The sequence below is a fragment of the Acinetobacter uliginosus genome, assembly GCF_044130295.1.
Taxonomy (GTDB): Bacteria; Pseudomonadota; Gammaproteobacteria; order Pseudomonadales; family Moraxellaceae; genus Acinetobacter.
On the sequence record NZ_JBIQOC010000014.1, the window covers coordinates 46755 to 72219 of the forward strand.

Consider the following 25465-nt stretch of genomic DNA (forward strand, 5'->3'; position numbering starts at 1 on the left):
AAGTTGAATATTTCAGCTTCACCAGCCATAAAAAACAGCAAAAAGAGCAGGTCAAGCCCGAAAATTGTTTAAAAAATAGATGATTGATTAAAAATATCAGAATTTTTTGAAATCTGACTTGAAGAAATGAAGTTTAATTTGTATTATGGCGGCTCGTTACGGTGAGGTGGCCGAGTGGCTGAAGGTACTCCCCTGCTAAGGGAGCGTGGGTCTTAAAGCCCACCGAGGGTTCGAATCCCTCTCTCACCGCCACGAATAACTTGAAATGCGCTCATAGCTCAGCTGGATAGAGCACTTGGCTACGAACTAAGGGGTCGGGAGTTCGAATCTCTCTGAGCGCACCAATCAAGTTAAACGTAAATGTAACGAATGCTGCAAGGCAACTCAAGTACGCGCTCATAGCTCAGCTGGATAGAGCACTTGGCTACGAACTAAGGGGTCGGGAGTTCGAATCTCTCTGAGCGCACCAACTTGAACACATCGACAGATGTAAAACTGGAAGAAACCGCATATGTTGCGGTTTTTTTGTCTCTGAAATTTGGTGTAACTTAATCTTGTCAATTTTTCCATGAGTTGGGAAGTTTTTAAAAAGCATCTCATCTTCAATATTTACTTCAGATATCTGAAGTAAACCTGAAATAAAAATACGCTTATAAAATTGATGATTTCTTATTTCAAATCAATCTGTGCAATCATCAAAAAACAAATTTTGTTTAAAAAATAGATGAAAAATCTAATTCTGCCCAATAACTGTTCATTTGATTGCAGATTTGTGAAAAAGCACTTAACAGAATGTTAAAAACGCGTATAATGCACCACATCAAGACATCGCGCTCATAGCTCAGCTGGATAGAGCACTTGGCTACGAACTAAGGGGTCGGGAGTTCGAATCTCTCTGAGCGCACCAAATTGATCACATCGACAGATGTGAAATTGAAAAAAACCGCTTAATTGCGGTTTTTTTGTGCCTAGAATAAATTAAATGTCTTTAATACCATTACGGTATTGCCATCTATTGTTCTAACATGTCGTGATAAGGCACATTTCGCGTCGCTCTGCACTAACAGCATCAAACAGATTTCCCAGGCTGTTGAGATGATCGGAACGCAGCTTAAAATAGAATGGAAGATTGATCACTCCCAATCCGGCTAAAACTTTATATTCTGCATTGCTGCCTGATGTAATTTAGGTGGGTAAAAACAATAAGGAAATGACGGAATCTGGTGTAATATCTAGCACAATTGTTCGAATAATTTGATGATGAATTATGTCAGAGACCAAGCCTGCTGTATCGGTACGTTATTTCCTAAACCTGGAAGAATCGCAAGACGGTTTTGCCCTGGCGACTTTTGGTAAAAAGCAGATTACCCGTTTTATTACCCCATTGGTCAGTATCGGGATTATTATCTGGGGATTTTATCTCGGCTTTAATGGCGTTGGTCGTTATTATGTTGCGCTTGGCGCTTTCTTTTTGATTTTGCAGCTGATTATGCGTTACTGGTTTTTACCGATGATGTTTAAGCGTCAATTTGTAAAATACCAGTTTGGTAAAAGTGAACAAGGCATCGAGTTGTTTCAGGATCATGCCGAAATTTATGCTAATGGTCGTAAACAGATTTTTAACTATAGTGAAGTGCAAAACTTTGCTATGGGCAAGCAGACCTATATGATTGAGTTGAAGAATCGTACCGTGGTGATTGTACCGAAACGTGCCTTCGAGCAACCGGCCGATCAAACCGTATTTGAAAACACATTTAAAAAGTAAGCTTGAAATAAAGTAAAAGTGCAATAAAAGGGAAGATCATGAGTACACGTCCATCTAAAATTGTCTGTGTCGGTCGTAGCTATGCAGATCATGCCAAAGAATTAGGCAATGCCATTCCTGATCGTCCGGTTTTATTTATCAAGCCGCCAAGCAGTTTGATAACTTTAGAGCAGGGTATTTCATGGAACCCGGCTTGGGGAAATTGTCACTATGAATGTGAACTCAGCCTGCGGATTGACCGTACTTTGAAAGCAGAAACTGATCCTGCCAAAGCCTTGCAAGCTGTCGGTGCAGTGACTTTAGGTCTGGATTTAACCTTGCGTGACTTGCAGGATGACTTGAAAAAGAAAGGTCAGCCTTGGGAGCGTGCTAAGGCTTTTGACGGTTCATGTGTCCTGGCAAACTGGGTAGACGTTGCTGAAATTACAGACTGGAAAGAGGTACATTATACTTTTCAGGTTAATGATGAGCTGCGTCAAAAAGGCGATACGTCTTTGCTGATTTTTGATATTGTAACCTTGCTGGCTGATATCAGTCAGGTGTTTACTTTAGAGCCGGGTGATGTGGTGATGACCGGAACACCTGCAGGTGTGGCTGCATTACAATCAGGCGATCAACTGAAAATGACGTTGCAAGGTCAAAGCCAGGATTTTGTCTGGAAAACCTTTGTTCAATAAGTGGAAAAGCTGAGTAAAAAGGCTGTTTGATACTACTGCTGTCTCATAGTTGAATCTCAGTGTTAGATTTGTGAGTGTGGCAAGGATGCCACACATTCCCCATCACGACAGGAAGTCGTGTATGGGGAATAAAGACTTTTGCCTACTTTTGGTCTGTCAAAAGTAGGGTTTAGCCTACACAAAGTCGCTTCAACTTTTAAAGTAAAGATAAGGCTGTGAAAAATTAAATATCAAATACTTAAATTTAAAATATCATCATATTGATTCCATACTGAAATAAAATTCAAATTATGGGACAGTAGTGTGTTTGATACAGCCTTTTTTTAGTTCTGAATTTTTACATGATGGTCAGTTTGCATGGTTGGATCAGACATTTTTGTCTGCTAATACCTCTGTGTAGTCATTGAAAAAGCCTTCGAAAAAGAAGGCTTTTTACAACCTGATCAAAGTCAGTCAAAACTATTTCTTTTCAAAAATAGCGGACAGCGGAATGGAAAGTTTTGCCGCCAGATAATCATCAGATTCAACCAGAGCGGGACCAAGTCTTTGTATCCATTCATCATCCGGACGAATATTGGCGACATCTTTGCTACGTGGAAGTGGATAAGGCAACTGTTTATAAAAACTCCAAAAATCGACCTGAGCCAGATTGCGCGCGAGAATGTATTCATCATTATCGGTGCGTTTTACCAGATTTTGTTTTTCCAGCATCACTACATACGTCGGCCAGCGTCCGATTTCATCACGGCCTAAGACTTCCAGTGCTTCTTCATCAGAAACGCTTTCGCCACTTTGCTGTTTTTTATAAAACAGCTCCATCAAATCCAGCAGCATAATCACGGGATGGCGTTTGGGTTCTTTGCCTGAATTAAACGCAGTGAGGGCATAACTGATTTCGACCCCCAGCAAAACAATGTTCCAGGACAGGAAAATCCATAACAGGAAAATCGGAATGGCAGCAAAAGCGCCATAGACAATTTCATAACTGGTGAAATTTGACATGATGATGCCAAACAAATTTTTCAGCAATTCAAAGACGACGGTACTAAATGTACCGGCAATCAAGGCAGCTTTAATCGGAACACTGCGATTGGGAATGGTCCAGTTTAAAATAAAGAAGCCTAAAATGGTCAGGACAAAGGAAATGCCCCACAAGATAAATTCGCCGTCGACCTCATAACCGGCGAAATTATTACTCAGTACATTTAATGAGGCTACAGTGGATGAAATCGCAAAAGCACTGCCTAGCAGAATAGGGCCGAGTGAAATAATGGTCCAGTAACGCATAAAGCCGATAATCCCGCCTCGCGTTTCTTTTACTCGCCAAATACGGTTAAATACGGTCTCGATACTGGAAAGCATCATGACTGTAGTCACGAACAGAAATAAAATACCAATCACTGTCAGGTTGCTGGATTTATCGGTAAAGGCAGTAAAGGCCTTATCAAAGGCGATTGTGGTTCGAGGTAAAAAATGACTGTAAATCAGTTGTTGTAATTGCTGCCTTGCAGGTTCCAGTGCTTTAATCGAAGAAATAATTACCAGAAAAACCGTCAGCATGGGGACCACTGCAAACAGCGTGGTATAGGTCAGAGATGCAGCTTGATCTCTACAGCGATCGGCTTCAAAACGTCTTACGACAAATAAAACAAACTGAAACCAGGTTTCATTATAAAAAGGAAGTTTTTTTAAATACTTTTCTAGCATCGTGATGAAGTCTCAATTTTTTTAGTCATCTTTATGAATTTTCAATACCAAGCTTAACCAAAAAATGGGAAAAATACCGTATAGTTTTCTCTTTTAGCTTCGTTTATAAAAAATATGCAGTCTTATGTCTTGGTTTTATATTACAGCAAATATGGCTCAACCAAAGAAATGGCACATTTAATTGCCAATGGTGTTGAATCTGCAGGTATGACGGTAAAAATTCGTACGGTACCCAACCTATCCACTGTGGTGAAACAGGCTGAGCCAAGTATTCCAGAGGAAGGGGATATTTATTGTACCCTGGATGATTTGGCCAATTGTTCAGGTCTGGCTTTGGGTTCACCTACACGCTTTGGCAATATGGCCTCCGAGATGAAGTATTTCTGGGATCAGACCACCAGTCTTTGGCTGAATGGGGCTTTACATCAAAAACCGGCCTGTGTCTTTACTTCATCGGGTTCGATGCATGGCGGACAGGAAAGTACATTACTGACTATGCTTCCACCTCTGTTTCATCATGGTATGATGATTATGGGCCTGCCGAATGCCAACCCGGCATTATCCAATACCAAGTCGGGTGGCACGCCCTATGGTGCCAGTCATGTCAGCGGTCCGCGCCATGATCTGGGTTTAAGCCAGGACGAAAAAGTCTTGTGTGAAGAGCAGGGGAAACGCCTGGGCGAAGTGGTTAAAAAATTGCAGGCAAACTGATTTTTATTAAGAACTTGAGTTTCACTCACTCTATTTGTAAGGTATGTATCTATAAAAAAACCCTTCTAAAAAAGAAGGGTCTTTTTATTGCAATTTAAAGTTTAAGTGCTTATTCAGGTTGTTTAAATCTATGATTGCATTGCAAACATTTATAATCCAGAAACACATTCTTATCGATAATGACACCGGCTTTTTTACCGAAAATATTCCCTAAAACCCCGCCTGTCACTCCTACGGCAATGGCTCCTACAAATGTTCCTACTGTGCCACCGAAAATCACGCCTAATGGTCCGGCTACTGCACCAATCGCTGCGCCTGTCGATGCACCTGTTGCAGCACCACCGACTGTTCCTGCCGTTGCCCCGGCGGAGGTCATTAAAATTCCACCAATGGTCTTTAAGTTCTTTTCGTGATCGCGTTTTTCAACTTCGGTCGATCCACATTTAGGACATTGCATAAGTTTTTCCATCAACAATTTATATTGACCGATCTTGAACTATAGGAAATAGAGAAGGTTTCAAGGTCAGCAGGTATTTATGACATGTTGCTACAGTATGTCGTTTCTGCAACTGGATGTCAGGAGCATTTCATACCAACTTGATTTTAGTTGAAATAAAGTCGAAACAGTTTATCTGAGTTGTAAATCCATTCTTCATCGAGTGTTGGTTATGGCTGCTTTTTTAATAATCATCAATCATACAGCCATGAAAATGACTGTATCTTGCATATACTGCAACTTAAAACAGGCTAGGCTGAGGCTGTACGGCTCCTCTTTTTAAGTCCAATTCCATGTGTCTTTGGTTTAATTCTGCGATTTTGCGACGGAGAATAATGTCTATTAGGTGGTCTATGGCCAAAAGTTGTCTTTATCTCGGGGGCATTTATCAATGCAGTAAAAGGAAGAACAATTATGAAGAAGACTGTTAAAAATAATCTTCTTATCTGTCGCCTTCCTGACCGGTGTCGGTATGGCAAATGCTCAAAACACTGAAGTGGTCGTAGATATAGGGCTGCAAATAGCCTTATCGCTAAAGTTAGAGTGTTTTTTTTGAACGGATACTCATACTTTTAAAAAATTAACTTTACTGCTGAAATTACTTTATAAATACGCTTAACTGTGATTGGTTAATTGTATTTTCATAAATAATAGATGTTCATCACATTTGAATGAGCATTCTAATAAAGTCAAATTTTACAACTCCCTAAAGCTGAACTGTTTTGACAAGGTGAATATTCGCTTATGAAATCAGGATGATTTCTTATATAAAAAAAATATTAATTTTATTAAATTTTTTATGTAAATTTTAATTTTAAAGATTTATTACATAATAATTTCTTACAATTCAAAAATAAACAACAATTAACAAATCAATAATTATAACAACAAGATAGTTTGTTATCTTAAACCTAAGATATGTAAAACCTGATAAATTTTGCCTTTTGTTTTATTTATGTGATTTAATATTTTTAATATAAATTAAACCTTAATAAATAGAAAATAAATAAACATCCTGGAACGAAGGACGGGTAATGATTATGAAAATATCAGTGATCAATGTGAGTTTATTTTGTTGCTGTATTTTGGGCAATGCTTATGCCACATCGGATGAATGGAGCCAGCGCTGGAAATCGTCAAGTACTCGTTCCAGTGAAAATCTGGTGCAGGCCAATCTGATCGAGCTCAAGGATTCCGATTATTATTCTGGCTTGGGAAAGACCACTATAAATAGCACCTCGACCAGCTCTATCGGTACGGTGAATTCAGCTACGAGCAATGTGAATATCAATGGTTCAAATAACGGCGTGGACATTTCGAATGATACTTCGAATGAAGGCACCTTAAATTCCACGACCACTCAAAACAATCAGCAATGCCCCAACTTAAGCACCCAACCGGGGGGGGACTCACTATGCTGAATTTTCCGTTAAATAGAAGAAAAATATCTTCTGTGACTGTGTTGATCCTTTTAAGCCAGCTGATGAGCGGGTGCACGGGTATGGCGGTCTCAAACAAGAAACCGGTCAGTCTGGTACAGGGTCCCCCAATTACCGATATTTTCACCCCCTTTGATATGGCTTTATCCTGCCTGAAAGGGCAACTGCGCAGTGATGTCAGCTTTTCCGTTGGAGCGATTCTGGACCAGACCGGCAAAGATGTAGTGACCAATGGCGGTAGTGGCAAAATGGTGACCCAAGGCGCGGGAGATATGGTGCAGTCCGCCCTGTTTCAGGCTGGGGTCAGTTTATTGAACCGGCGTGATCCGAGGATTATCGAAAGCGAAGCCAAGTGGGGCATTCGCGACCCACGGCAAATCCAGGCATCCGATTATTATGTCACTGGCAGCATCAACAGTCTGGATTTTATTCCAGGGGGCGGTGTGGATATGCAGATTGGTGGAGTCGGGCCGAATTATAGTCAAACCCGCATTATGGTCGGGCTGGATTTATCCCTGACTGATACCCGTAGCAGTAAAGTAGTGGCTAATGTTTCGCTGCAAAAACAGATTGCTGCGCAGGATTATGGTCTGAGTGCAGGCAGGTTTGCCGGACATACTTTATTGAATATTCAGCTTGGCAAAGGGGAACGAGAAGCAACTAATTTTGCTTTACGCCAAATGCTGAATCTAGGCACTTTTGAATTGCTCAGTCAGGTGATTCCGCCTGCAACCTTTGAAAGTTGCCGCGCGCAAATACCACCTGAATTTGGCCAATTGAGTTTAACCCGAAGTTCGGTTGCGCTGTATAAGTATAAGCAGAGTCAGCAGCAAAGTACCGCAAACTTACCGAGTACTGTTCTGGAATCATCCTCATATAAAACAAGTTCACCGAATGAGAAAAATAAATCGACCAACTCACCCAACAAGGATACACAGCCACCCAAGAAAAAAGAGTCTGAGTTGATTGAAAATCCTGAAGGTGAGTCTGAACCGAGCAAACAGGATTTGATTAAATATATCAGTATGAAAAAGCCTTCATCTTTTTTTAAAAAAATGAATGAAGAAAAAGACAATGAAAAGACTTCGATGCTGTGGGATGTTAATCCGGAAGTGGTCGAAAACTACTGGTCAAGCACGCAGCGTGATTAAAAATATATAAAAATGGGCTCGCTCCCATTATAAAAAAGAAGTGCTTAGCGAGAAGTACTTCAAAATTAGAAAAAAGGAAAATAACCATGAATAAGACTATCAAAACAATCGCCTTATCTGTTGCCTTCTTGTCCGGTGCAGGCATGGCTAATGCTCAAGAGGTCACTGTAGATACTGGGTTAAATGGTGCCTTAAATCTTTTATCTCAACATACCCAGCCAAATGGTACTGCGCTTAACCTTGCCATTAATACCGCTACTGTTGATGCAACGGTCAATGTAGATGGGCGGTATAACTCACTGAATAATGTGGGAGACAAAATTGCAGTAGAAACTTCAGCAATTGGTGCGGTAAACACCGGTAGTATCAATTTGCAGCAAGGCAATTTGAGCGCAGTGAATACGGGAACATTAGAGACAACTCTTGATGCTGAAAGAAGTGCGGCGCGTAATTTGGAAGAATGGCGTACTGAACGGTCATCAGAGTTTGAAAGTTCCATTAGTACATCGTTAAATACGGATACTTATGACCAATTCTCTGAAACTCTGAGTAATTACACTGCAGCGAATTTAGCTTTCAATTCAGCAGCTATTGATGCATCTGTAAATGTAGATGGAAAAGTGAATCATATTGATGGTATCAAAACTTCAGCTATTGGTGCTGTGAACACCGGTAGCATTACTGTGACCGTAAAGTAAATCCACCGTTCAATATGATCCAGGGTCTAACTATTTGCGGATAGTTAGACTTTTTTATTTTAGAGCAAAAAATGTTCAGTGAATATTGCTTTGTAGTTAAATTAATCTTTAACAAGTCCTATTTGGTGTGAAAGTTCGGTTGTTATGAGATGTAAAACCACGCTATTGACTAGAGTTGATTCGAATTATTGGACAAAAAAAGTGCAACGAATTTATTTTTTTCTTGTATTTCATTTTGCAGCAGGGGCCAGCAAGCTGAATTCACCTGGAGCAGGTGAGTAAGCACCGATTTTGTTAACATTATTCTGGATAGTTGTTTCACATAAAATATGCATTCTAAAAACAAACACCTATAAAAAAGAACGCCTGAGCGTTCTTTTTAAATTCAGTTGAAATTCTAGTCACGGACAAATTCAACAGTACCATTTTCTAAAGATTTAACACGTGCCAAAGATTCAACACGGTAACCTTTATCAAGTAACAATTGGCGCCCTGGCTGGAAAGATTTTTCAATTACAATGCCAATACCCACAACTTCTGCATTTGCTTGATGAATTAAATCGGCAAGACCTAAAGCAGCCTGACCATTTGCCAGGAAGTCATCAATCACTAAAGCTTTATCGCTAGAGTTGATGTGCTTGTTGGAAATGGCAATGGTACTTTCAATTTGTTTAGTGAACGAGAACACTTTGGAACGGTATAAATCATCTTTTAAGGTTAAAGACTGATATTTACGTGCAAAGATCACAGGCACACCAAGTTCTAAACCGGCCATGACTGCTGGAGCAATACCAGAAGCTTCAATGGTGATAATTTTCGTGATCCCTGCATCTTTAAACCGTGCAGCAAATTCTTTGCCAATTTGCTGCATTAATACAGGGTCGATTTGATGATTTAAGAAAGCATCAACTTTCAGAACTTGATCAGATAGAACGATACCTTCACTTAAGATTTTCTGTTCTAGTGCGTGCACGGGAGAATTCCTCTAAGGGCAGATGCTTTTTCAAGCAAAAGCGTATTTTAAAAAGGCTCTCGAAAAATGCAAGCGAAATTGCTCAAATCAATTAACTCGTTGGGCCTTTATAACCTGTTAATAATAAACCATAGGAAGTTTTGCCATCTTGATGGGTTACTTTCACGGGTGTGTAGTCCAGTTTAGGTGCTAACCAAAAAATGGTATCGCGATTTGGCTTGCTGTGTTTGAGCACTACTTTAATTGTGTCGAAAGTGCCATAAGACGTTTTTACCTTTTCCATACCCTGTTTGACAAAACGACGTGATTCCACTTCTTTGGCATCGACAATCGCATAACTTGATCTCAGCCCGGATGATTTTAAGTCTTCACGCAGTTGTAATTCAGCATTCAGTTCATCCAGCGTACCAGCTTTCCAGGCAAATGAACGTGCTGTGTCATCCTTCTTGGTATTAATGGTTTTAGCTGTGGGATTAAACTTGATACTCATTGTATTATTGTGAATGAGTACTTTACTGCTACGGCTGAAAGTATGGGAAATAATTTGGCCATTATTAAAGCCAAAATAACTGGTTTCTGTTGCAGAAGCCAAGCCAGCAGCTTTTGCAGCAAAAACATAAGTCCAGTTATTTCCCGACTTGTTTAATGTGCGGGTAGCAGAACCCAGATTTTTGCCATTATAGCTAAATTGATAGCTTGCTTGGAATGGACTCATGGCGAAGGTTTGGCTTGAGAAACCAGCAAACAACAGAGTAGTGCTTAATCCAGATGTCAACGCAATTGTTTTCAATACAGGGTGAGCCATCAGTAAATTGTTCCTCTGAATTTGGAATAAAATGTAAAACTTGTCTTTAAGCGGTATTATGCGCTTTGATTATGAAGATAAAATCTGAAATTTTGTTCGATCTGTATCTTTATGTAGTTTTTCCCTAAAAAATATAGATTTTAATCAGTAATCATCATCTAATTTATTTTTGCTTAACCGGACTGACTTTGCTGTCCTGGTATTCTTCCGCAATCTCCCAGACCTCCATCGGCTCTTCGGACATTTTTCTGAATAATGCAGTCAGGTTGACATTGCCTATGACCACCAGTTCAGCTTCACGCAAAACCGCATGGTTGACATGCACTTTTGCTAAGGTATCAATGATAGAACGCTTTTTGCCTAACCATCGGTTTAAATCCAGATGCAATAAGTCATCTTTTACTTTAATGACATTCAACTTTTCAAGAATCATGCCCAAAGGGTCTTGATTGAGTACTTTTTGATAGAAAAATAAAGCAAATTTTACAGCAAGCTTTTGGAAGATATTTTTGAATTTAGCTTCAATCACTTGGGTGTCACTAATCTGTTCAAACACAATCAGTTGGGTGTCTTTATTCAGTTCCATCTGTACCAGTTTCAAATCGACTGAAAGGGTAATGTATAAACCCTTCACATCAAGCGTTGCATATAAGCGTAGCCAGTCTTCATGCAAGTCGGCATGCAGATCTTTCAGCATGGCAACATTGTCAGTAACAAAACGCTGAAAAGTTGCATTTAAAAAAACTTGAGAAAGGGGGAATTCACGCTCATCTTCAATAAACCCTTCAGCCTTTTCATACACCTGGCGTATACGTTTAGAGATATTGGATAGTAGCGTTTGCATATAAGGCATCCCAGCGAGTTAATCTTCTTAAACTTCGATAGATTCTGTCGAAAGTATTAAAAATACAGATATTCCACCTTGCAGTTTAACAAAATTAATTGCACCATTTTCATGATTTTAATTGTCTACAGCGTGCTTATTGACTGAGTTCTCGTTTCTTCACTCAAAACTAGACGCTGTGTTTATTTTATACTGCTTTTATGCAGTTTGGGGGCCAGACATTTTGTCGGTTTAATGTGATGCTTAAGAAAATCAGTTTCGCACCTTTAATGCATGCATGGTGGAAAGATCCAATTTTCACAAGCGCAGTGATTGTAGCTGTTGCTTTGCATTTGATTATTTTGACTTTGCAGTTTGCCATGCCGCAAGAAAGTGATGCGGCAGTCAAAGAGATCGCCGTCACATTACGTCCGAGTGAGGACAAGGTGGAACATGCGGATTTTCTGGCACAGGCAGATCAGCAAGGTTCTGGAACTTTTCGTGAAGCACACCGTATGTCGAGCGATATGCCGGCAGCGATGACTGAGCAAACGACCGGTGAACAGCAACAGGAAACTCTGGAGCGTTTACAACAGAAACGCGAACTCAGCTTTGAAGAAAAAGTGCTGATGACCACCTTAAGCTGGAAGAAAGAAGCAGAACAGAACCAGCGCAAAAAAGCCATGCAGGAGCTGAATAGCCAGTTTCAGGCCAAGGCCGCGATGGTGGCAAGTCTGGAAGCACAATATTTGCAACGTCAGCAAAACTTTAGCCGTCAGCAAAAAATTAAAACCGTAGATGGTATACAGGCCAAGCAGGATATTTCTGCCGCTTATTTGGAAAAATTCCGTGAGAAAGTAGAATTTTACGGTAACCGCTATTATCCCGATGCAGCCAAAGTGCAACGCCTCGCAGGAGAGGTGCGTTTAATGGTCATCTTAAATAAAAGTGGCGGAATTCGTGCCATTCGCCTGATTGAAAGTTCAGGTCATGGTTTACTGGATGAAGCGGCCAAGACCTCAGTGCGTAAAGCTGCTCCATTCGGTGGTTTTGATAAAGGGATGAAAGATATTTCCGAGCTTCGCATTGTGCGTACCTGGCGGTTTGACCCGGCTGAAGCTGAGTTTGAGGTGCATTGATTGAATGGCCTTGATCTGCTTTTAAAAGTTTGACAAGTATTTATTTTGATTATGTTTTTAAGGTGATGCTAATACATAGTGCCCCTTTTGACGCCCATCCGGCCATGTCACGTTTAAGTCCTGTTCTGAAAGATCTAGGCGGGTCGGGAAGATTTCTAAATATTGGCGGTATTGGGGTGCAGCTTTCAAGCCAATACATGTCCCATTTTTCCACCAGGTTCCTTCTGCATATTGGTCTAAGGCACCTACAGCCAGATACCATTTAAACTTGCCGTCCGGTTGCAGTAAAAGCTCAGAGCCGACTTCCATCACGCCTTCCAGATAATAATGGCCTACCCAGGCATTATCTGCTGGCTGGAACCTTACTTCCTTACATACAGATTCAACATTGGCATACAATTGGGATGCAGGAAATAACGCTGAAATCAGGCAAAGTCGGAAAAGAATTCTGTTCATCATTTTTTCCAGCATTTAGCAGGGGAGATATTTTAAGATTTTATGCTTATTTGGCATAAATAAAACCCGACTAATCGAAATTAATCGGGTTTAATAAATGGGAATGCTGCTAGAACCTACTGTTGTTCAGTATAGGGATTTTCAAAACCTAACTTCGCCAGAATTTCAATTTCCAATGCTTCCATTTCTTCAGCATCTTCATCTGAGGTTTCATGGTCATAGCCCATTAAGTGTAATGTGCCATGCACCAGCATATGAGTGAAATGCTCAATCGGTGTTTTGTTCTGATCAATGGCCTCTTGTAAAACCACAGGAATACAAATCACCAGGTCACCAATGGGTAGGGCATCCAGCATTGCCAGCACTTCTTCTGGCACATCGCTCGGGAAAGACAGCACATTGGTCGGCTTGTCTTTTTGACGATACTCCAGATTCAGCTTATGGCTTTCATCATTGTCTACACAGGCAATCCCGATTTCACAGTCCTGATCGACATTGATAAAACGAAGTGTAGTTTCAATGACCTTTTTAATATAAGCGCGTTTTAATACCAGTTCAGGTGACTGGTAGTCTTGTTGCAATGATAGGTTAAGTTTCAAAATGAATCCTTAAAGTATCTTAGTCCTGAGCATCGGCAGCAGCATCATTTTCAGCAATCAATGCTTCCTGACGCGCTTTACGTTCTGCCCGTGCTTCAGCACTAAGACGGTGTTGTTCACTGTCCCATCCTTCATAAGCTTCGACAATTTTCTGTACCAGCCGGTGACGAACTACGTCACGGGAATGGAAACGGGTGATATGAATTTCGGTTACAGGTTCCAGTACACGTAAAGCATGGGCTAAACCAGATTGCTGACCGCGAGGTAAATCGACCTGAGTGATGTCGCCGGTAATGACCGCACGTGAACCAAAGCCTAAACGAGTCAGGAACATTTTCATCTGTTCTGGCGTCGTGTTTTGTGCTTCATCCAAAATCACGAAAGAATGGTTGAGGGTACGGCCACGCATATAGGCGAGGGGCGCAACTTCAATCACCTGACGTTCAATCAGTTTGGCGACTTTTTCAAAGCCCAGCATTTCATACAGGGCATCGTAAAGCGGGCGCAAATAAGGATCGATTTTCTGGCTTAAATCCCCCGGCAAGAAACCGAGTTTTTCCCCGGCTTCAACCGCAGGACGAACCAGCAGGATGCGCTGGATTTCATTACGTTCCAGCATATCTACCGCAGCAGCCACGGCAAGATAGGTTTTACCGGTACCGGCAGGACCAATCCCGAATGAGATGTCGCTTTGCAAAATACGCTGTACATAACGCTTTTGATTGGCACCGCGTGGATTAATCCGGCCTTTGCGGGTTTGCAACCACACTGCATCGAGACCAGTATGTTCATTGTCAGAAAAGTCTTCCTGCAATTCACGATCCGTCTGACTGCCCTGAATCATCAGATGCAAAGTATCCGCGCTGACTTGCTGGCTGGTTTCAGTTTCTTCATGTAGACGCATCAAGAGGCTTTCGGCTCTCTCTACTGCATCAATCTCACCATCGATGTAAAAAGCATCACCTCGATGGGAAATTTTGACCTCTAAACGCTGTTCGATTTGTTTCAAATGACCGTTATAAGCACCCAGCATGCCTTTTAAACGTTCCATTGAAATACCAGGAAAAGTTACTGTACGTCGGATCGCTGCAGTCAAGAGAATTCCTTATAAAATGATCTTACTGATCACCTTACATTACGCCACGTCAGGCTCAAGATTCAAGAGCTCACCGTAAACAAAATTTAAAGTTTTAATTTTGGTAATTTCAATCTCTGCAAAACGCCCAACCCAGGCCGGATCACCAATGAAAGAGACCAGACGGGTATTGTCCGCTGTACCAATCAACAGGTTCGGATCTTTGTCAGAAACCTTTTCAATCAGCACACGCTGGATGGTGCCGAGCATGGCATCAGTTTTATCAATGCTTGAGCGTTTAATCCATTGCTGAACTTTGGCCAGCCGTTCTTTTTTCACATCTTCAGGGGTGTTGTCTTCAAGTTCTGAAGCGGGTGTACCTGGACGTTTTGAATAAATGAAGCTATAAGAGTGGTCGAAATCTAAATCCTGGATGAATTGATAAGTTTCTTCAAAGTTCTCATCGGTTTCACCCGGGAAACCAATAATAAAGTCTGAAGATAAATGCATATCCGGACGGACGGTACGTAGCTTTTTAATTTTTTCGATATACACGTCAATGGTGTGGTTACGCTTCATCGCTTTCAGCACATCGTTGGAACCGCTTTGTACCGGCAAGTGCAGGTGCGAAACCATTTGTGGCAAGTCACGGTAGCATTGAATCAGGTCATCATTAAATTCAAGCGGATGTGAGGTGGTATAGCGTAAACGACCAATCCCCGGAATTTCAGCCACCAGACGCAGTAAGTCGGCAAAGGTGCAGATATTGCCTTCGAAAGTTTCGCCGCGGTAACCATTCACGTTCTGACCTAATAGGCTGATTTCACGAACCCCTTTTTCCGCCAGACCGGCAATTTCTGCAAGTACGTCATCTAAAGGACGCGATACTTCTTCGCCGCGGGTATAAGGGACTACGCAGAAAGAACAGTATTTGGAACAGCCTTCCATAATTGAAACAAACGCTTTATAGCCTTCAACACGCGGTTCAGGTAAAAAGTCGAATTTTTCGATATCCGGGAAAGAAATATCCACCAGCTTGATTTTTTCTTTCTTCGGTTTTTCAATTTGTTCACTATGCTGATCCAGCATTTGCGGTAAACGGTGCAAGGTTTGTGGACCAAACACCATGTCGACATACGGTGCACGTTTCTGAATATTGTCACCTTCCTGAGAAGCGACACAACCGCCGACCCCAATCACCAGATCAGGATTTTTTTCTTTCAGCTTGCGCCAGCGACCTAGTTCGGAAAAGACTTTTTCCTGGGCCTTTTCACGAATGGAACAGGTATTCATCAGCAGAATATCGGCATCATTTGGGTCAGTGGTGAGTACATAACCGTGCGAGTCGCCTAAAAGATCTGCCATACGATGACTGTCATACTCATTCATCTGACACCCTTGCGTTTCGATATACAGTTTTTTCACTGAACCGTCGGCTGGGGTGTGCTGTGGCTGGGTAACAGTGTTTTCTGAAGCAGCTTGGGCACTATTTGGAATGAAGGTTTGAACCGTCATGTAGGCTCCTAAAGGATAAATCGGTGAAATCGCAATTCAAGACTGACTGTATCAAGCTCACTCAGCGAGCGATATTTCTTTTTCCTTTCAATGCCTAATGGTATTGAAGAGGAAGAAAGAGGCTGACTGTCATCTTGAAAAAATGCAATTTGAATACAAGAAAGGCGCATATTTTAGCAGGAATCGAAGCCAAACTTATAGCTCTAAATAAAGCTGCAAAAATATTGATTTGTGAAGTAAAAATGATTGAAAATTAATATTGTCTAATCATAAGGTTACATAACAGAACAGTAGAGTAGTGTAATAATAATTAAACTATTCAAAAATGATTAGGTGCGACCAAGGCAATATTAAATGACAGAAGGCGGGCATATGTTTAATCGGGTAATCAATAAAAATTATTATAAAGTGCTTGCTTTGGCTTTGGCATCTACCGGTTTTATTTCGATTTCTTATGCAGCTGATGAACAGTTTAATGATGCTTTGCGTGCTGCCAATTCTTCAAATTTAGATTTATTACAACAATATCAGGCATCGATGCAGAACGATGTGCTGGGCTATTATCCGGAATACTGGTTATTGAATAGCAATCTGGCCAATCAGCCTGCCAGCCAAATTATCAATTTTGCTCAGCGTTATCCGCAATCGGCCATGGCGGAAAAACTGGCTGCCGATTATGTCGAAGAAAAAGTCAAGCAGGCAGATTTTGCGACTGCGCAGCCTATTTTGCAGTATGTGACCAATCCGGATCAGGCGGAAAACTGTGCGGTTGCGCAGGTTCGTGCCAAATCGGGTGATCCCCTGGTTTTTGCTGAATATAAAGATGTCTGGCTTGCTACCAACTCACAACCTGAATCCTGTACCGGTTTGGGACGTATGATGCTGTCGAGTCCCCTAATGACCGAGCAGGACAGGCAGCAACGCTTGTGGGGACAGCTTCGCGCAGGCCAGTCGGGCTTGGCCTTGGCTACGGCACAAACGCTGGGGCTGAGCCTGTCACTTGCACAGCTCAATCAAATTCAGGCCAATCCTTTAAATTATTTATGGTCTGCGCCTAAAGCCACCAGTGCAGATCAGGCTTATTTGATTTATGCCCTGGGACGTCTGGCCGATAGCGACTTAAATACTGCAATGGCTTCCGTCAAAAATGCAGCAGAAGGGACACCGCTACAAGTACAAAAAGCGCTCTATCGTACTGTGGGCTATATTGGCGGAACCACGGTGATGAAAAACAATTTTAACCGTGAAGTACTGAATTATCTGGATGCCAGTTACGGTTTGCCCTTTAGTGCAGAAGAAGCGGAAATTTATGCTCGTCAAGCCATTCGTTTTAGTGCATGGGAAAGCCTGATTCGGGCCATTGATGCGATGGGCGTAACCCAAAAGCAGGAAGATCGTTGGCAGTACTGGTTGGCACGGGCTTCAGAGCAGCGTGGTGATGCTCACTCTAAACGTGTGGCACAAGAAATTTTCAAAAAATTGGCACAGGGAGATGATTACCATAATCTGCTGGCCAGAGATAAGTTGGGGCAGAGTTACAATAATATTCCCGGTAATGTTCAACCTTCAAATAGTGATGTGCAGCGTTTAAGCCAAAATATTCATTTTAACCGTGCTTTTGCTTTACGCCGTGTCAACGCACCGGATAGTTATGTGAATCGTGAATGGAACTGGGCAGTGCGTCAGGCATATTTAAAACATGATGATGGCTTACTGCTGGCAGCTGCAAAACGTGCGACGGATATAGGTTGGTACGACCGTGCCATTTACGCGGCTGACCGTACTGAATCCAAGCACAATTATTCCTATCGTTATGCCATGCCACATCAAAGTTATGTGGTCAGCCATAGTCGAAATGCCGGAATCGATCCTGCATGGGCCTATGGTTTGATGCGTCAGGAAAGTCGTTTTGTTTCACAGGCACGTTCACATGTGGGTGCAGGAGGGTTAATGCAAATTATGCCGGATACGGCGAAACTGGTGGCCCGGCAAATGGGCGAAACTTATAATCCGGCAGCTTTAACCGACATGAATACCAATATTCGTTATGGCACTTTTTATTTGTCGATGATTCAGAGCCAGCTCAGCAATAATCCTGTGCTGGCAACGGCTGGCTATAATGCTGGTCCAAACCGTGCACGTCGCTGGCAACCGGATGCCCAGCAGATAGCCGCTGATCAATATACTGAAACCATTCCCTTAACCGAAACACGTGATTATGTAAAACATGTCATGACCAACGCCACCCATTATGGAGTATTGCTTGGACAAGGAGCGCAGTCGATTGAAAAACGGATGAATATAATTCCATTAAGAAATAATCCTTAATTTTTAGTTTTATTGATAGGTCTGACTTGTTGATGATATTTTCTGGGCGAACTTCAGTTTTACTAAGATGGGTGCTGTTCGCGCTGAGCAGTGCTGGACTAGGGCTGTTTGCACCTCAAACTTTTGCAGCCCCTTTGCAGGGTTATGTCATGGTGGTACAAATGACCCCTGCGGTATGCATGTTTGATGCCCAAAAATCAAAACAGCGCAAATGTCTGGAAGGCTATTCGCTGAATATTTCCGGTTTGTATCCGGAAACTTCGGAAACCGAGTGCAGGACCACATCCTCTGCGGCTTTATCTCCCTTGCAGGCGAAAGTCGTGGCACGAGTCATGCCCGATGAAAATGCCCGCATGCAACTTTGGCGTGGAATTGGCGGATGTGTACAGATGAACTCAAGTCAATATTTCCGTACTATCATTAATTATGCTGAACGTCTCAAAATTCCGAAGGAATTAACCAGTCCTGAGACGCGAGCCATGCATCAGACCAATCTTCGATTGCAGTTTCTGCGTTTGAATCCAAGTTTACCTGCCAATGCTATTAGATTTAGCTGTTCGACTTTCCAGGGAAATACCATTCTGACCGAAGTGAAACTTTGCTACAAAAATAATGGACAGTACAAGCGCTGTTCAGCAGAAGTAGAAAATACCTGTCCAAATTTATTTACCATAAAAGGTTCTTACTAAGCTTTTTTATATATTTTATTTATATTTCCTATCATACTTTTGTTGAAATCCATTCTCTTTTAAATGCATCTGTCAAAGTATTGGAGTACAATCTTTGCCGTTTATGATTATTAAGATTAAATAGAACAGCTATTTAATTATTATGACGATCCTCTCAATTGGAGATAATTACATGAAGCAACCTGTTCGCGTTGCCGTTACTGGCGCTGCTGGTCAAATTGGTTACAGCCTATTATTCCGTATCGCTAGCGGTGAGATGTTGGGTAAAGACCAACCAGTTATTCTTCAATTATTAGAAGTTCCTTTTGAGAAAGCTCAAGCTGCGCTTAAAGGCGTAATGATGGAACTTGACGACTGTGCTTTCCCATTATTGGCTGGCATGATCGGTACTGATGATCCTAAAGTTGCATTCAAAGATGCTGACTACGCTCTTCTAGTTGGTTCGCGTCCACGTGGTCCAGGTATGGAACGTGCTGACCTTCTTAAAGTGAACGGTGAAATCTTCATCGGTCAAGGTCAAGCATTAAACGAAGTTGCTAGTCGTGACGTTAAAGTACTTGTTGTAGGTAACCCTGCGAACACCAATGCTTACATCGCAATGAAATCTGCTCCAGATCTTCCAGCGAAAAACTTCACAGCAATGTTGCGTCTTGACCACAACCGTGCGTTGACTCAACTTGCTCAAAAAGCTGGCGTTGCAGTTTCTGACATCAAAACTATGACTGTTTGGGGTAACCACTCTCCAACAATGTATGCTGACTACCGTTTTGCAACTGTAAACGGCGAAAGCTTAAAAGACAAAATCAACGATGCTGCTTGGAACAAAGACGTGTTCCTTCCAACTGTTGGTAAACGTGGTGCTGCAATCATCGAAGCACGTGGTCTGTCTTCTGCAGCTTCTGCTGCAAACGCTGCAATCGACCATATGCGCGATTGGGCTCTTGGCACAAACGGCGAATGGGTAACTATGGGTATTCCTTCTGACGGTTCTTACGGTATCCCTGAAGGCGTAATGTTCGGTTTCCCTGTAACTTGTGAAAATGGCGAATACAAGATCGTTCAAGGTCTTGAAATCGACGAATTCAGCCGTGAGCGTATCAACTTCACTCTTAACGAGTTAGAAGAAGAACGTGCAGCAATTGCTGACATGGTTAAATAATTTAATCTTTTAGATTAAATTGAAAAGCACCCCATTTGGGGTGCTTTTTTATGCCTGAAATTTGGTTTTGAACAAAAAATAACACGCTGTGATGCAGTGACAACTGAATGTGTCAGGGTTTGCGTCTAATTTAAAAGCTAACAATAAAGGTTTAAGGAGAATGAGATGTTTGATCAACAACCTACATTGGAGCTTTTATTTGAGCAGTTGGGACTAGACGCGAGCCAAGAGGCGATAGACCGGTTTATAGAAAGCCATCAATTGACGATGGATATCCCTTTGCATCACGCTCCATTCTGGACACAGGCACAGCATGATTTTCTGATCAGCCATTGGAAAAAGGATGATGAATGGGCCATGGTGGTGGATATCTTAAATGAACAATTGCATACCGAAGACCGGCTTTCAACCTCAACCCATCAGTGAACACAAATTGAAACAACAAACCTAGTTTTATGACTAGGTTTTTTTATGAATATTTTATAAGTTAATTAAATAATAAATGACAGTTTGGTTGATAAGGAGTGTGCCATGCTTATGAATAATAACCCATCCTTTAAAATGTTATTTGAACAACTTGGGCTGGCTTCTAGCCCTGCAGCTATTGAGCTTTTTATACGGACTCATCAATTACCTGCACATCAAAATCTGCATGATGCTCCCTTCTGGAATAAATCCCAGCGTGAGTTTTTAATTCGCTATTTAGTGGAAGATGCAGATGAGTGGGTCATGTTGATTGATGAACTGAACCAGCAATTACATATGAATGCCACCAAACTGCAACCTGCCTGATTTTTTGTAGACAGGTGATGTTTAAAACCTGCTGAGAAGAAGGAACTTTTAAGCAGGACAGATCATAAAAAAACGCCTCATTGCAGGCGTTTTTTTATCGTTAAATCTGCAATTAATGAACTTTACTTTTGACTAAATGCACAAACCAGTCATGCTCACGGAATGGGTGAAAGGCTGGATGCTCTTGTACCAGAATTAAGTCAAAATCGGCAGTTTTACTGTATTTGGTGAGCCAATGTCGCGCTAAGGCGGTTTCACTCTTGGCCGCAGAAGCATAGGCCAGGAAAAAATAAACGTCCCCATACTGGTCGTGAGTGATAGGTTTTAAGATTTGCTGGGTAATCAAGGCAAATCTTTGTTCCTTGGTAATTTCGAAATACAACATATAGGCTTTGGCTAAATGCATAGATAAGTTCATATATAAACTTAACGGCATTTCTTCAAATTCAATACGGCCCTGTTCAAGCAGAACCACAGCTTCTTGCAGAAAATGAATCTGTTCCTGACGTAGGATGCTGAGTGTAACCAGTTGCATACGTAACTCAGCACGTTCTAAGGCAAGTTTTGGCGTATTCCCTTGTAAATACAACTGATCAGTTTCGCCAATACGTTGAATAATCTGTTTGGTGTTTTCCCGCATCGGTTACATCCTCATCTGTCAATGATTGCTATATGAGGATGTTTTTCCAGATTTAAAGCATCCTCTGCTGTGAATTACCAAATGGAATTGCCGCTGCGTAACCATGCGGTAATGGACAGGCGTTGATGCTTGGCTTTGAGTACTTCGTGCAATAAATCACTTTGGAATAGGGCAATGCGGTTCGGTTTTGGCGGGATAATGTGCCACTGATCATTTTTATCCTGCAAACGCAATTCACCACCCCAGTCCGCTTGCCAGTCTTCATGCAGATAATACACAGCAGAAATCACACGGCCATTTTTACCTTGAGGGTTGTCACGGTGCAGGGCATAAAATTCACCGGCGTTATAACAGGCAAAATGGGCTTCGACTTCACGAATGCCCAGAAAAAAGGCTCGGTTCAGTTCTTCTCCCAGATTTTGCAAGGTTTTGATGTGCTGTTGGGCTTTTGCTAAATCTTCATTAATCCATAAAATATGATCACTGCGGATTTTGCTCATCACCCCATTTTGAATAGCTGCTTCTCTAAACTGATTCAAATGAGAAGTGCATTCTGCAACCAAAGCGTAGATATAGTCTTGAGAATAAACCTCATCAATAATGCTAAAGCCTTGTTGATCTAAATCTTCAATCATTTGATCAATATTGCATGACTTTGGGAGGTGAATTGTATCCATATGAATATACTCAAAACAGGATAGAAAAATGCTGTCGTATTCTAGAGCAAGATATCCTGCGGAACGAAACATTTTTTCATGCTAAAATACCAGTTGATATCAGGAATTAAAGAAACATGAATTACCGTCACCATTTCCATGCAGGCAACTTTGCCGATGTCATGAAGCATGTGTTATTGCTGCAACTTTTAACACGTTTAAATGCCAAAGATAAACCTTATCGCTATATCGATACGCATGGTGGGGCAGGTAAATACGATTTATCGACTTCTGCAGCACAGAAATCAGGTGAGTTTTTAAATGGTATTCACCGTTTAATCAAGCTGGATGATTCAATTACCCGTAATGCGCCTGAAGACGTGAAGCAATATCTTAAAATTGTTCAGGATATGCGTGAGGTTTCAGGTAAAGGTGCATATCCGGGTTCACCTTGGTTTGCTCTGGAAGGCATGCGTGAAATAGATAAAGCCACTATTTTTGAAATGCAGCCTGAGGTTTTCCAGCAGCTCCGTTTTAATATTCGTGACCGCCGTGCCGGCCTGCATGAACGTGATGCCTATGAAGGCTTGCTTGGGGTGATTCCACCTAAAGAAAAGCGCGGTCTGGTCATGATTGATCCGCCTTATGAATTGGAACGTAAAGATTTTCCACAATTAGTCGAATTGTTGGTTGCTGCGTATAAAAAATGGCCTACGGGTATTTTTGCTGTATGGTATCCAATTAAAGACCGCGCCATGATTGAACGTTTTGAAAAGAAAATGATCAAAACCGGTATTCGCCGTCAATTGGTCTGTGAAGTTTGTGTATGGCCGGATGATACGCCAGTGGGTCTGAATGGTTGTGGTTTGCTGGTGATTAATCCGCCATGGAAATTTTCTGAAGATGCGGATGAAGCTTTACAATGGTTGTTCCCGCATTTACGCATGAGTGAAAATGGTGGGCACGCCGCGGTTCGCTGGTTGGTTGGCGAATAAGAGATACGTTGAAAAAGATACGGTTACATTTAGGATCGACAAAGAATGACAAGTATAAACAAACCTGAAAGTGAATCTTCTCCACGTGATGAGCATGGTTTTGATGGCATCACCTTTGAAGTGGAAGAAGAAGAGCATACCCACGAGGGACAAAAGGTGAAACGTCGTGGCATCTATCTGTGGCCGAATCTGATTACAACAGCCGCTTTGCTATCGGGCTTTTATTCCATTATTGCCAGCATGAATGGAGATTTCACTCAAGCCATTTATGCTATTTTTCTGGCGGCATTATTCGATGGATTGGACGGTCGGGTAGCACGTGCGATTGGTGCTCAAAGCCCGTTTGGCGAACAGTTCGACTCCTTATCGGACTTGCTGGCTTTCGGTGTGGCACCAGCCATTTTAATGTATAGCTGGAGTCTGCATGATTTGGGTCGCATTGGATTGGCGGCCTGTTTTGTGTATACCGCTTGTGCAGCTTTCCGTCTGGCACGCTTCAACGTGCAAATTGGTGTGGTAGATAAACGCTATTTTATTGGTGTCGCAAGTCCGTTGGCTGCGGTGATCATTATTACCCTGGTCTGGGTCGCACAAGATTTCCCGCAAATTTTTGATATACGCGAATTGGGTATTCAGATCTTTAATGCCATGGCGATCATTGCTGTGGGATTACTGATGATTTCCAATATTAAATACTATTCATTTAAAACATTTGATCGCAAACGCGTACCATTTTTTGTGTTACCGATTGCAGTGTTTATCTTTGCAGCAATTACTTATAATATCCCTGTAGGGATTTTGGTTATTTCCATTATCTATGCACTGTCAGGTTTTGTGACTACTTTCCTGGCAAGGAAAAATACCGCCATATAAAAATGAGAACGCTATACTGAAAATAAAAAGGAGCACGATATGCAGTTGTTTCAAGATTTATTTGATCGCTCTAAACAACTCAATCAGGCTCCATTTCAGTTGCGCTTGGCCTATCATGCGCAAAAAGGTCGCTATAAAATCATTCATCAAGGTTTGATGATTCCTGGTCTACCCGCACCCTTACATTACCTCAATTTCATTAGTCTGATCGGCCAGCCGAATGCAGCAATGCTGCGCAATGAAAGTGCCATTCAAACCACAGCTTTAGATACTGCCACTACCATTGCCAGTATTAGCCCGCATATGGTGGGGCAATTAAATTCTTACTCGGTGGGTGAGGATTGTCATTTTAGCAAAGAACATTTTCAGTTTTTAGACAGGGAAACCATCAGTGGAAATTTTCCCCATTTCCATATACAGCGTAAAGATAAAGAACTAAGTTTCGATTTATCAATTTGTACCAGCAATATTGTTTCTTATTTTACCCAGTTGCGTATGGGACTGGCAGATCACTGGTCTTTACTGTGTCAATGTGAAGGGCAGGTGACATATAAGGAACAAAAAATTGAGATTCAGCAGATGGGCTGTTTTGAATATGCTCGTTCCATTAATTTCCCCTATTTACCTTTGGCATTTTTTACTTACCAAGTCATTAATCTGGAAAATCAGCGTCAACTGCTTTTGGCTCAAATCCGAGATTCATTCAACGGTATTTTACAGTCACGTTTATATCTACGAGATGGGAAAACAGGTGTCTCGCAAATGTTTGACCAGAACGTCCGCTTTAAAGTACATCGGGTTTATCCCAAAGTAAAAACACCGAATGGGCAAAGCATGTATTTGCCGCGTGAGTTTGAATGGGCTTATGAAGATAAAGATGGCACCTGCATTTCTGTACAGGCACAAAGTCGCGGAGATTTTAAATTTGGCTTGGCGGCAGGTTATGTGGGTAGTTTTAAATATCAAGTCAGAATTAATCATCATGAAGAAACAGGTGAAAGTGGCTATTGTGAATATATCGATTGCCGCTCACTGAGTTGGCAAGAAAAAAATAAACAGGAAAAAATGCGTGATGAACTAGCCAATCCTGTCCCGTTTGCGTGCAAAAAATAATAAAAACCTTCTATTTTGTGTAATAAGTAAACAGTCGTGATATTTTTGTTGAGTTATTTAAAAAAAGGAGTTGCATTGGATAAGGGATGGTGTAGAATGCACATCCATCGGCGGTGATGAAGATTAAAACTTCTGATAAAACAGTAACTTAGTTAAAATTGATTGAGTTAGGTTTTAGAAAGAAAGTTTAA

Annotated in this window: 26 protein-coding genes and 4 tRNA genes; 19 read left to right on the top strand and 11 right to left on the bottom strand. The window is 41.6% G+C overall.

The genetic code is table 11. The annotated features are described in order from the left end of the window. Positions 1-160: 160 nt before the first annotated feature. The 6 genes from ACE01T_RS04590 to ACE01T_RS04615 all read left to right on the top strand — a co-directional run bounded on the left by ACE01T_RS04590 (position 161) and on the right by ACE01T_RS04615 (position 2442). A tRNA-Ser gene (locus ACE01T_RS04590) sits at positions 161-252 on the top strand. 15 nt (positions 253-267) lie between these two features. Then, a tRNA-Arg gene (locus ACE01T_RS04595) sits at positions 268-344 on the top strand. 48 nt (positions 345-392) lie between these two features. Then, positions 393-469, top strand: a tRNA-Arg gene (locus ACE01T_RS04600). 361 nt (positions 470-830) lie between these two features. Beyond that, positions 831-907, top strand: a tRNA-Arg gene (locus tag ACE01T_RS04605). A gap of 360 nt (positions 908-1267) precedes the next feature. Beyond that, complete coding sequence (locus ACE01T_RS04610) at positions 1268-1765, top strand: YcxB family protein (protein WP_200223221.1); 498 nt, start codon at positions 1268-1270, stop codon at positions 1763-1765. Between the two features lie 38 nt (positions 1766-1803). After that, positions 1804-2442: a fumarylacetoacetate hydrolase family protein gene (locus ACE01T_RS04615; protein WP_200223219.1), complete on the top strand. Its 639-nt coding sequence runs from the start codon at positions 1804-1806 to the stop codon at positions 2440-2442. A gap of 459 nt (positions 2443-2901) precedes the next feature. Here the strand turns inward: ACE01T_RS04615 and ACE01T_RS04620 are convergent, their stop codons facing one another. Continuing rightward, the gene (locus ACE01T_RS04620; protein WP_200223218.1) at positions 2902-4149 is read right to left on the bottom strand and encodes a YihY family inner membrane protein; all 1248 of its coding nucleotides are present in this window, start codon (positions 4147-4149) and stop codon (positions 2902-2904) included. A gap of 114 nt (positions 4150-4263) precedes the next feature. Here ACE01T_RS04620 and wrbA point away from each other — a divergent pair, with 114 nt between their 5' ends. Next, the gene (gene wrbA, locus ACE01T_RS04625) at positions 4264-4860 is read left to right on the top strand and encodes an NAD(P)H:quinone oxidoreductase (protein ID WP_200223217.1); all 597 of its coding nucleotides are present in this window, start codon (positions 4264-4266) and stop codon (positions 4858-4860) included. A 109-nt stretch (positions 4861-4969) separates the two neighbouring features. On the opposite strand, the gene ACE01T_RS04630 is transcribed toward wrbA, so the two are convergent. Next, positions 4970-5329, bottom strand: a complete 360-nt coding sequence (locus ACE01T_RS04630) for a hypothetical protein (protein WP_086195743.1) — start codon at positions 5327-5329, stop codon at positions 4970-4972. A 1067-nt stretch (positions 5330-6396) separates the two neighbouring features. On the opposite strand from ACE01T_RS04630, the gene ACE01T_RS04635 reads away from it, so the two are divergent. From ACE01T_RS04635 to ACE01T_RS04645, 3 genes are all read left to right on the top strand, one after another. Then, positions 6397-6777 carry a hypothetical protein gene (locus ACE01T_RS04635; protein ID WP_086195913.1) on the top strand — a complete coding sequence of 127 codons (381 nt, stop codon included), beginning with the start codon at positions 6397-6399 and terminating at the stop codon, positions 6775-6777. After that, positions 6771-7946 carry a CsgG/HfaB family protein gene (locus ACE01T_RS04640; RefSeq protein ID WP_395518821.1) on the top strand — a complete coding sequence of 392 codons (1176 nt, stop codon included), beginning with the start codon at positions 6771-6773 and terminating at the stop codon, positions 7944-7946. Before ACE01T_RS04635 ends, ACE01T_RS04640 begins: the two co-directional genes overlap by 7 nt. An 86-nt stretch (positions 7947-8032) precedes the next feature. Then, positions 8033-8644, top strand: coding sequence for a hypothetical protein (locus tag ACE01T_RS04645; RefSeq protein ID WP_200223215.1), 612 nt, complete (start codon positions 8033-8035; stop codon positions 8642-8644). A gap of 397 nt (positions 8645-9041) precedes the next feature. Here ACE01T_RS04645 and ACE01T_RS04650 read toward each other — a convergent pair whose 3' ends face one another. The 3 genes from ACE01T_RS04650 to ACE01T_RS04660 all read right to left on the bottom strand — a co-directional run bounded on the left by ACE01T_RS04650 (position 9042) and on the right by ACE01T_RS04660 (position 11266). Then, on the bottom strand, positions 9042-9617 hold the full coding sequence (locus ACE01T_RS04650) for a xanthine phosphoribosyltransferase (protein WP_086195739.1): 576 nt from the start codon (positions 9615-9617) through the stop codon (positions 9042-9044). A 91-nt stretch (positions 9618-9708) separates the two neighbouring features. Further along, positions 9709-10422 carry a DUF3108 domain-containing protein gene (locus ACE01T_RS04655; protein ID WP_166168751.1) on the bottom strand — a complete coding sequence of 238 codons (714 nt, stop codon included), beginning with the start codon at positions 10420-10422 and terminating at the stop codon, positions 9709-9711. Positions 10423-10585: 163 nt separating this feature from the next. After that, positions 10586-11266, bottom strand: coding sequence for a hypothetical protein (locus tag ACE01T_RS04660; RefSeq protein WP_166168753.1), 681 nt, complete (start codon positions 11264-11266; stop codon positions 10586-10588). A gap of 239 nt (positions 11267-11505) precedes the next feature. Here ACE01T_RS04660 and ACE01T_RS04665 point away from each other — a divergent pair, with 239 nt between their 5' ends. Beyond that, complete coding sequence (locus ACE01T_RS04665) at positions 11506-12384, top strand: energy transducer TonB (RefSeq protein WP_166168754.1); 879 nt, start codon at positions 11506-11508, stop codon at positions 12382-12384. A gap of 57 nt (positions 12385-12441) precedes the next feature. Here the strand turns inward: ACE01T_RS04665 and ACE01T_RS04670 are convergent, their stop codons facing one another. From ACE01T_RS04670 to miaB, 4 genes are all read right to left on the bottom strand, one after another. Continuing rightward, positions 12442-12840 (bottom strand): hypothetical protein, encoded by a 399-nt coding sequence (locus ACE01T_RS04670; protein ID WP_180042055.1) that lies wholly within the window; start codon positions 12838-12840, stop codon positions 12442-12444. Positions 12841-12956: 116 nt separating this feature from the next. Beyond that, positions 12957-13439: an rRNA maturation RNase YbeY gene (gene ybeY, locus ACE01T_RS04675; protein ID WP_180042053.1), complete on the bottom strand. Its 483-nt coding sequence runs from the start codon at positions 13437-13439 to the stop codon at positions 12957-12959. Between the two features lie 19 nt (positions 13440-13458). Next, positions 13459-14535, bottom strand: a complete 1077-nt coding sequence (locus ACE01T_RS04680) for a PhoH family protein (RefSeq protein ID WP_086195734.1) — start codon at positions 14533-14535, stop codon at positions 13459-13461. Between the two features lie 39 nt (positions 14536-14574). Further along, positions 14575-16029, bottom strand: coding sequence for a tRNA (N6-isopentenyl adenosine(37)-C2)-methylthiotransferase MiaB (gene miaB, locus ACE01T_RS04685; RefSeq protein ID WP_395518822.1), 1455 nt, complete (start codon positions 16027-16029; stop codon positions 14575-14577). A 354-nt stretch (positions 16030-16383) separates the two neighbouring features. Here miaB and ACE01T_RS04690 point away from each other — a divergent pair, with 354 nt between their 5' ends. From ACE01T_RS04690 to ACE01T_RS04710, 5 genes are all read left to right on the top strand, one after another. Then, the gene (locus ACE01T_RS04690) at positions 16384-18357 is read left to right on the top strand and encodes a lytic transglycosylase domain-containing protein (protein ID WP_180042051.1); all 1974 of its coding nucleotides are present in this window, start codon (positions 16384-16386) and stop codon (positions 18355-18357) included. 32 nt (positions 18358-18389) lie between these two features. Then, complete coding sequence (locus ACE01T_RS04695) at positions 18390-19046, top strand: ribonuclease T2 family protein (protein ID WP_180042158.1); 657 nt, start codon at positions 18390-18392, stop codon at positions 19044-19046. A gap of 172 nt (positions 19047-19218) precedes the next feature. Then, positions 19219-20205, top strand: a complete 987-nt coding sequence (locus ACE01T_RS04700; protein WP_092821112.1) for a malate dehydrogenase — start codon at positions 19219-19221, stop codon at positions 20203-20205. A 165-nt stretch (positions 20206-20370) separates the two neighbouring features. Continuing rightward, entirely contained in the window at positions 20371-20631 is a 261-nt protein-coding gene (locus ACE01T_RS04705; protein WP_086195730.1) for a DUF2789 family protein, read from the top strand. 105 nt (positions 20632-20736) lie between these two features. Beyond that, complete coding sequence (locus ACE01T_RS04710; RefSeq protein WP_086195729.1) at positions 20737-20997, top strand: DUF2789 family protein; 261 nt, start codon at positions 20737-20739, stop codon at positions 20995-20997. 112 nt (positions 20998-21109) lie between these two features. Here ACE01T_RS04710 and ACE01T_RS04715 read toward each other — a convergent pair whose 3' ends face one another. Together ACE01T_RS04715 and ACE01T_RS04720 are read right to left on the bottom strand one after the other, a co-directional pair. Continuing rightward, entirely contained in the window at positions 21110-21637 is a 528-nt protein-coding gene (locus ACE01T_RS04715) for a hypothetical protein (protein WP_395518823.1), read from the bottom strand. A 74-nt stretch (positions 21638-21711) separates the two neighbouring features. Next, positions 21712-22314 carry a 2OG-Fe(II) oxygenase gene (locus tag ACE01T_RS04720; RefSeq protein ID WP_395518824.1) on the bottom strand — a complete coding sequence of 201 codons (603 nt, stop codon included), beginning with the start codon at positions 22312-22314 and terminating at the stop codon, positions 21712-21714. A gap of 116 nt (positions 22315-22430) precedes the next feature. Here ACE01T_RS04720 and ACE01T_RS04725 point away from each other — a divergent pair, with 116 nt between their 5' ends. From ACE01T_RS04725 to ACE01T_RS04735, 3 genes are read left to right on the top strand one after another with little or no spacing between them, the layout of a single operon-like run. Further along, positions 22431-23288, top strand: a complete 858-nt coding sequence (locus tag ACE01T_RS04725) for a 23S rRNA (adenine(2030)-N(6))-methyltransferase RlmJ (protein WP_395518825.1) — start codon at positions 22431-22433, stop codon at positions 23286-23288. A 45-nt stretch (positions 23289-23333) separates the two neighbouring features. Next, the gene (pssA, locus tag ACE01T_RS04730; protein WP_300047728.1) at positions 23334-24161 is read left to right on the top strand and encodes a CDP-diacylglycerol--serine O-phosphatidyltransferase; all 828 of its coding nucleotides are present in this window, start codon (positions 23334-23336) and stop codon (positions 24159-24161) included. Between the two features lie 39 nt (positions 24162-24200). Beyond that, on the top strand, positions 24201-25274 hold the full coding sequence (locus ACE01T_RS04735) for a DUF6670 family protein (protein WP_300047725.1): 1074 nt from the start codon (positions 24201-24203) through the stop codon (positions 25272-25274). The last annotated feature ends 191 nt before the right edge of the window (positions 25275-25465 follow it).

Excerpts from the sequence above, each read along its gene's own strand:
- ACE01T_RS04660 (WP_166168753.1), bottom strand. The coding sequence starts at position 11,266 with ATGCAAACGCTACTATCCAATATCTCTAAACGTATACGCCAGGTGTAT.
- ACE01T_RS04700 (WP_092821112.1), top strand. The coding sequence starts at position 19,219 with ATGAAGCAACCTGTTCGCGTTGCCGTTACTGGCGCTGCTGGTCAAATT.
- miaB (WP_395518822.1), bottom strand. The coding sequence starts at position 16,029 with ATGACGGTTCAAACCTTCATTCCAAATAGTGCCCAAGCTGCTTCAGAA.
- ACE01T_RS04695 (WP_180042158.1), top strand. The coding sequence starts at position 18,390 with ATGATATTTTCTGGGCGAACTTCAGTTTTACTAAGATGGGTGCTGTTC.
- ACE01T_RS04610 (WP_200223221.1), top strand. The coding sequence starts at position 1,268 with ATGTCAGAGACCAAGCCTGCTGTATCGGTACGTTATTTCCTAAACCTG.
- ACE01T_RS04710 (WP_086195729.1), top strand. The coding sequence starts at position 20,737 with ATGCTTATGAATAATAACCCATCCTTTAAAATGTTATTTGAACAACTT.
- ACE01T_RS04630 (WP_086195743.1), bottom strand. The coding sequence starts at position 5,329 with ATGGAAAAACTTATGCAATGTCCTAAATGTGGATCGACCGAAGTTGAA.
- ACE01T_RS04620 (WP_200223218.1), bottom strand. The coding sequence starts at position 4,149 with ATGCTAGAAAAGTATTTAAAAAAACTTCCTTTTTATAATGAAACCTGG.
- ACE01T_RS04615 (WP_200223219.1), top strand. The coding sequence starts at position 1,804 with ATGAGTACACGTCCATCTAAAATTGTCTGTGTCGGTCGTAGCTATGCA.
- wrbA (WP_200223217.1), top strand. The coding sequence starts at position 4,264 with ATGCAGTCTTATGTCTTGGTTTTATATTACAGCAAATATGGCTCAACC.
- ACE01T_RS04715 (WP_395518823.1), bottom strand. The coding sequence starts at position 21,637 with ATGCGGGAAAACACCAAACAGATTATTCAACGTATTGGCGAAACTGAT.
- ACE01T_RS04670 (WP_180042055.1), bottom strand. The coding sequence starts at position 12,840 with ATGAACAGAATTCTTTTCCGACTTTGCCTGATTTCAGCGTTATTTCCT.
- ACE01T_RS04720 (WP_395518824.1), bottom strand. The coding sequence starts at position 22,314 with ATGGATACAATTCACCTCCCAAAGTCATGCAATATTGATCAAATGATT.
- ACE01T_RS04635 (WP_086195913.1), top strand. The coding sequence starts at position 6,397 with ATGAAAATATCAGTGATCAATGTGAGTTTATTTTGTTGCTGTATTTTG.
- ACE01T_RS04640 (WP_395518821.1), top strand. The coding sequence starts at position 6,771 with ATGCTGAATTTTCCGTTAAATAGAAGAAAAATATCTTCTGTGACTGTG.
- pssA (WP_300047728.1), top strand. The coding sequence starts at position 23,334 with ATGACAAGTATAAACAAACCTGAAAGTGAATCTTCTCCACGTGATGAG.
- ACE01T_RS04665 (WP_166168754.1), top strand. The coding sequence starts at position 11,506 with ATGCTTAAGAAAATCAGTTTCGCACCTTTAATGCATGCATGGTGGAAA.
- ACE01T_RS04735 (WP_300047725.1), top strand. The coding sequence starts at position 24,201 with ATGCAGTTGTTTCAAGATTTATTTGATCGCTCTAAACAACTCAATCAG.
- ACE01T_RS04655 (WP_166168751.1), bottom strand. The coding sequence starts at position 10,422 with ATGGCTCACCCTGTATTGAAAACAATTGCGTTGACATCTGGATTAAGC.
- ACE01T_RS04690 (WP_180042051.1), top strand. The coding sequence starts at position 16,384 with ATGACAGAAGGCGGGCATATGTTTAATCGGGTAATCAATAAAAATTAT.
- ACE01T_RS04645 (WP_200223215.1), top strand. The coding sequence starts at position 8,033 with ATGAATAAGACTATCAAAACAATCGCCTTATCTGTTGCCTTCTTGTCC.
- ACE01T_RS04705 (WP_086195730.1), top strand. The coding sequence starts at position 20,371 with ATGTTTGATCAACAACCTACATTGGAGCTTTTATTTGAGCAGTTGGGA.
- ACE01T_RS04725 (WP_395518825.1), top strand. The coding sequence starts at position 22,431 with ATGAATTACCGTCACCATTTCCATGCAGGCAACTTTGCCGATGTCATG.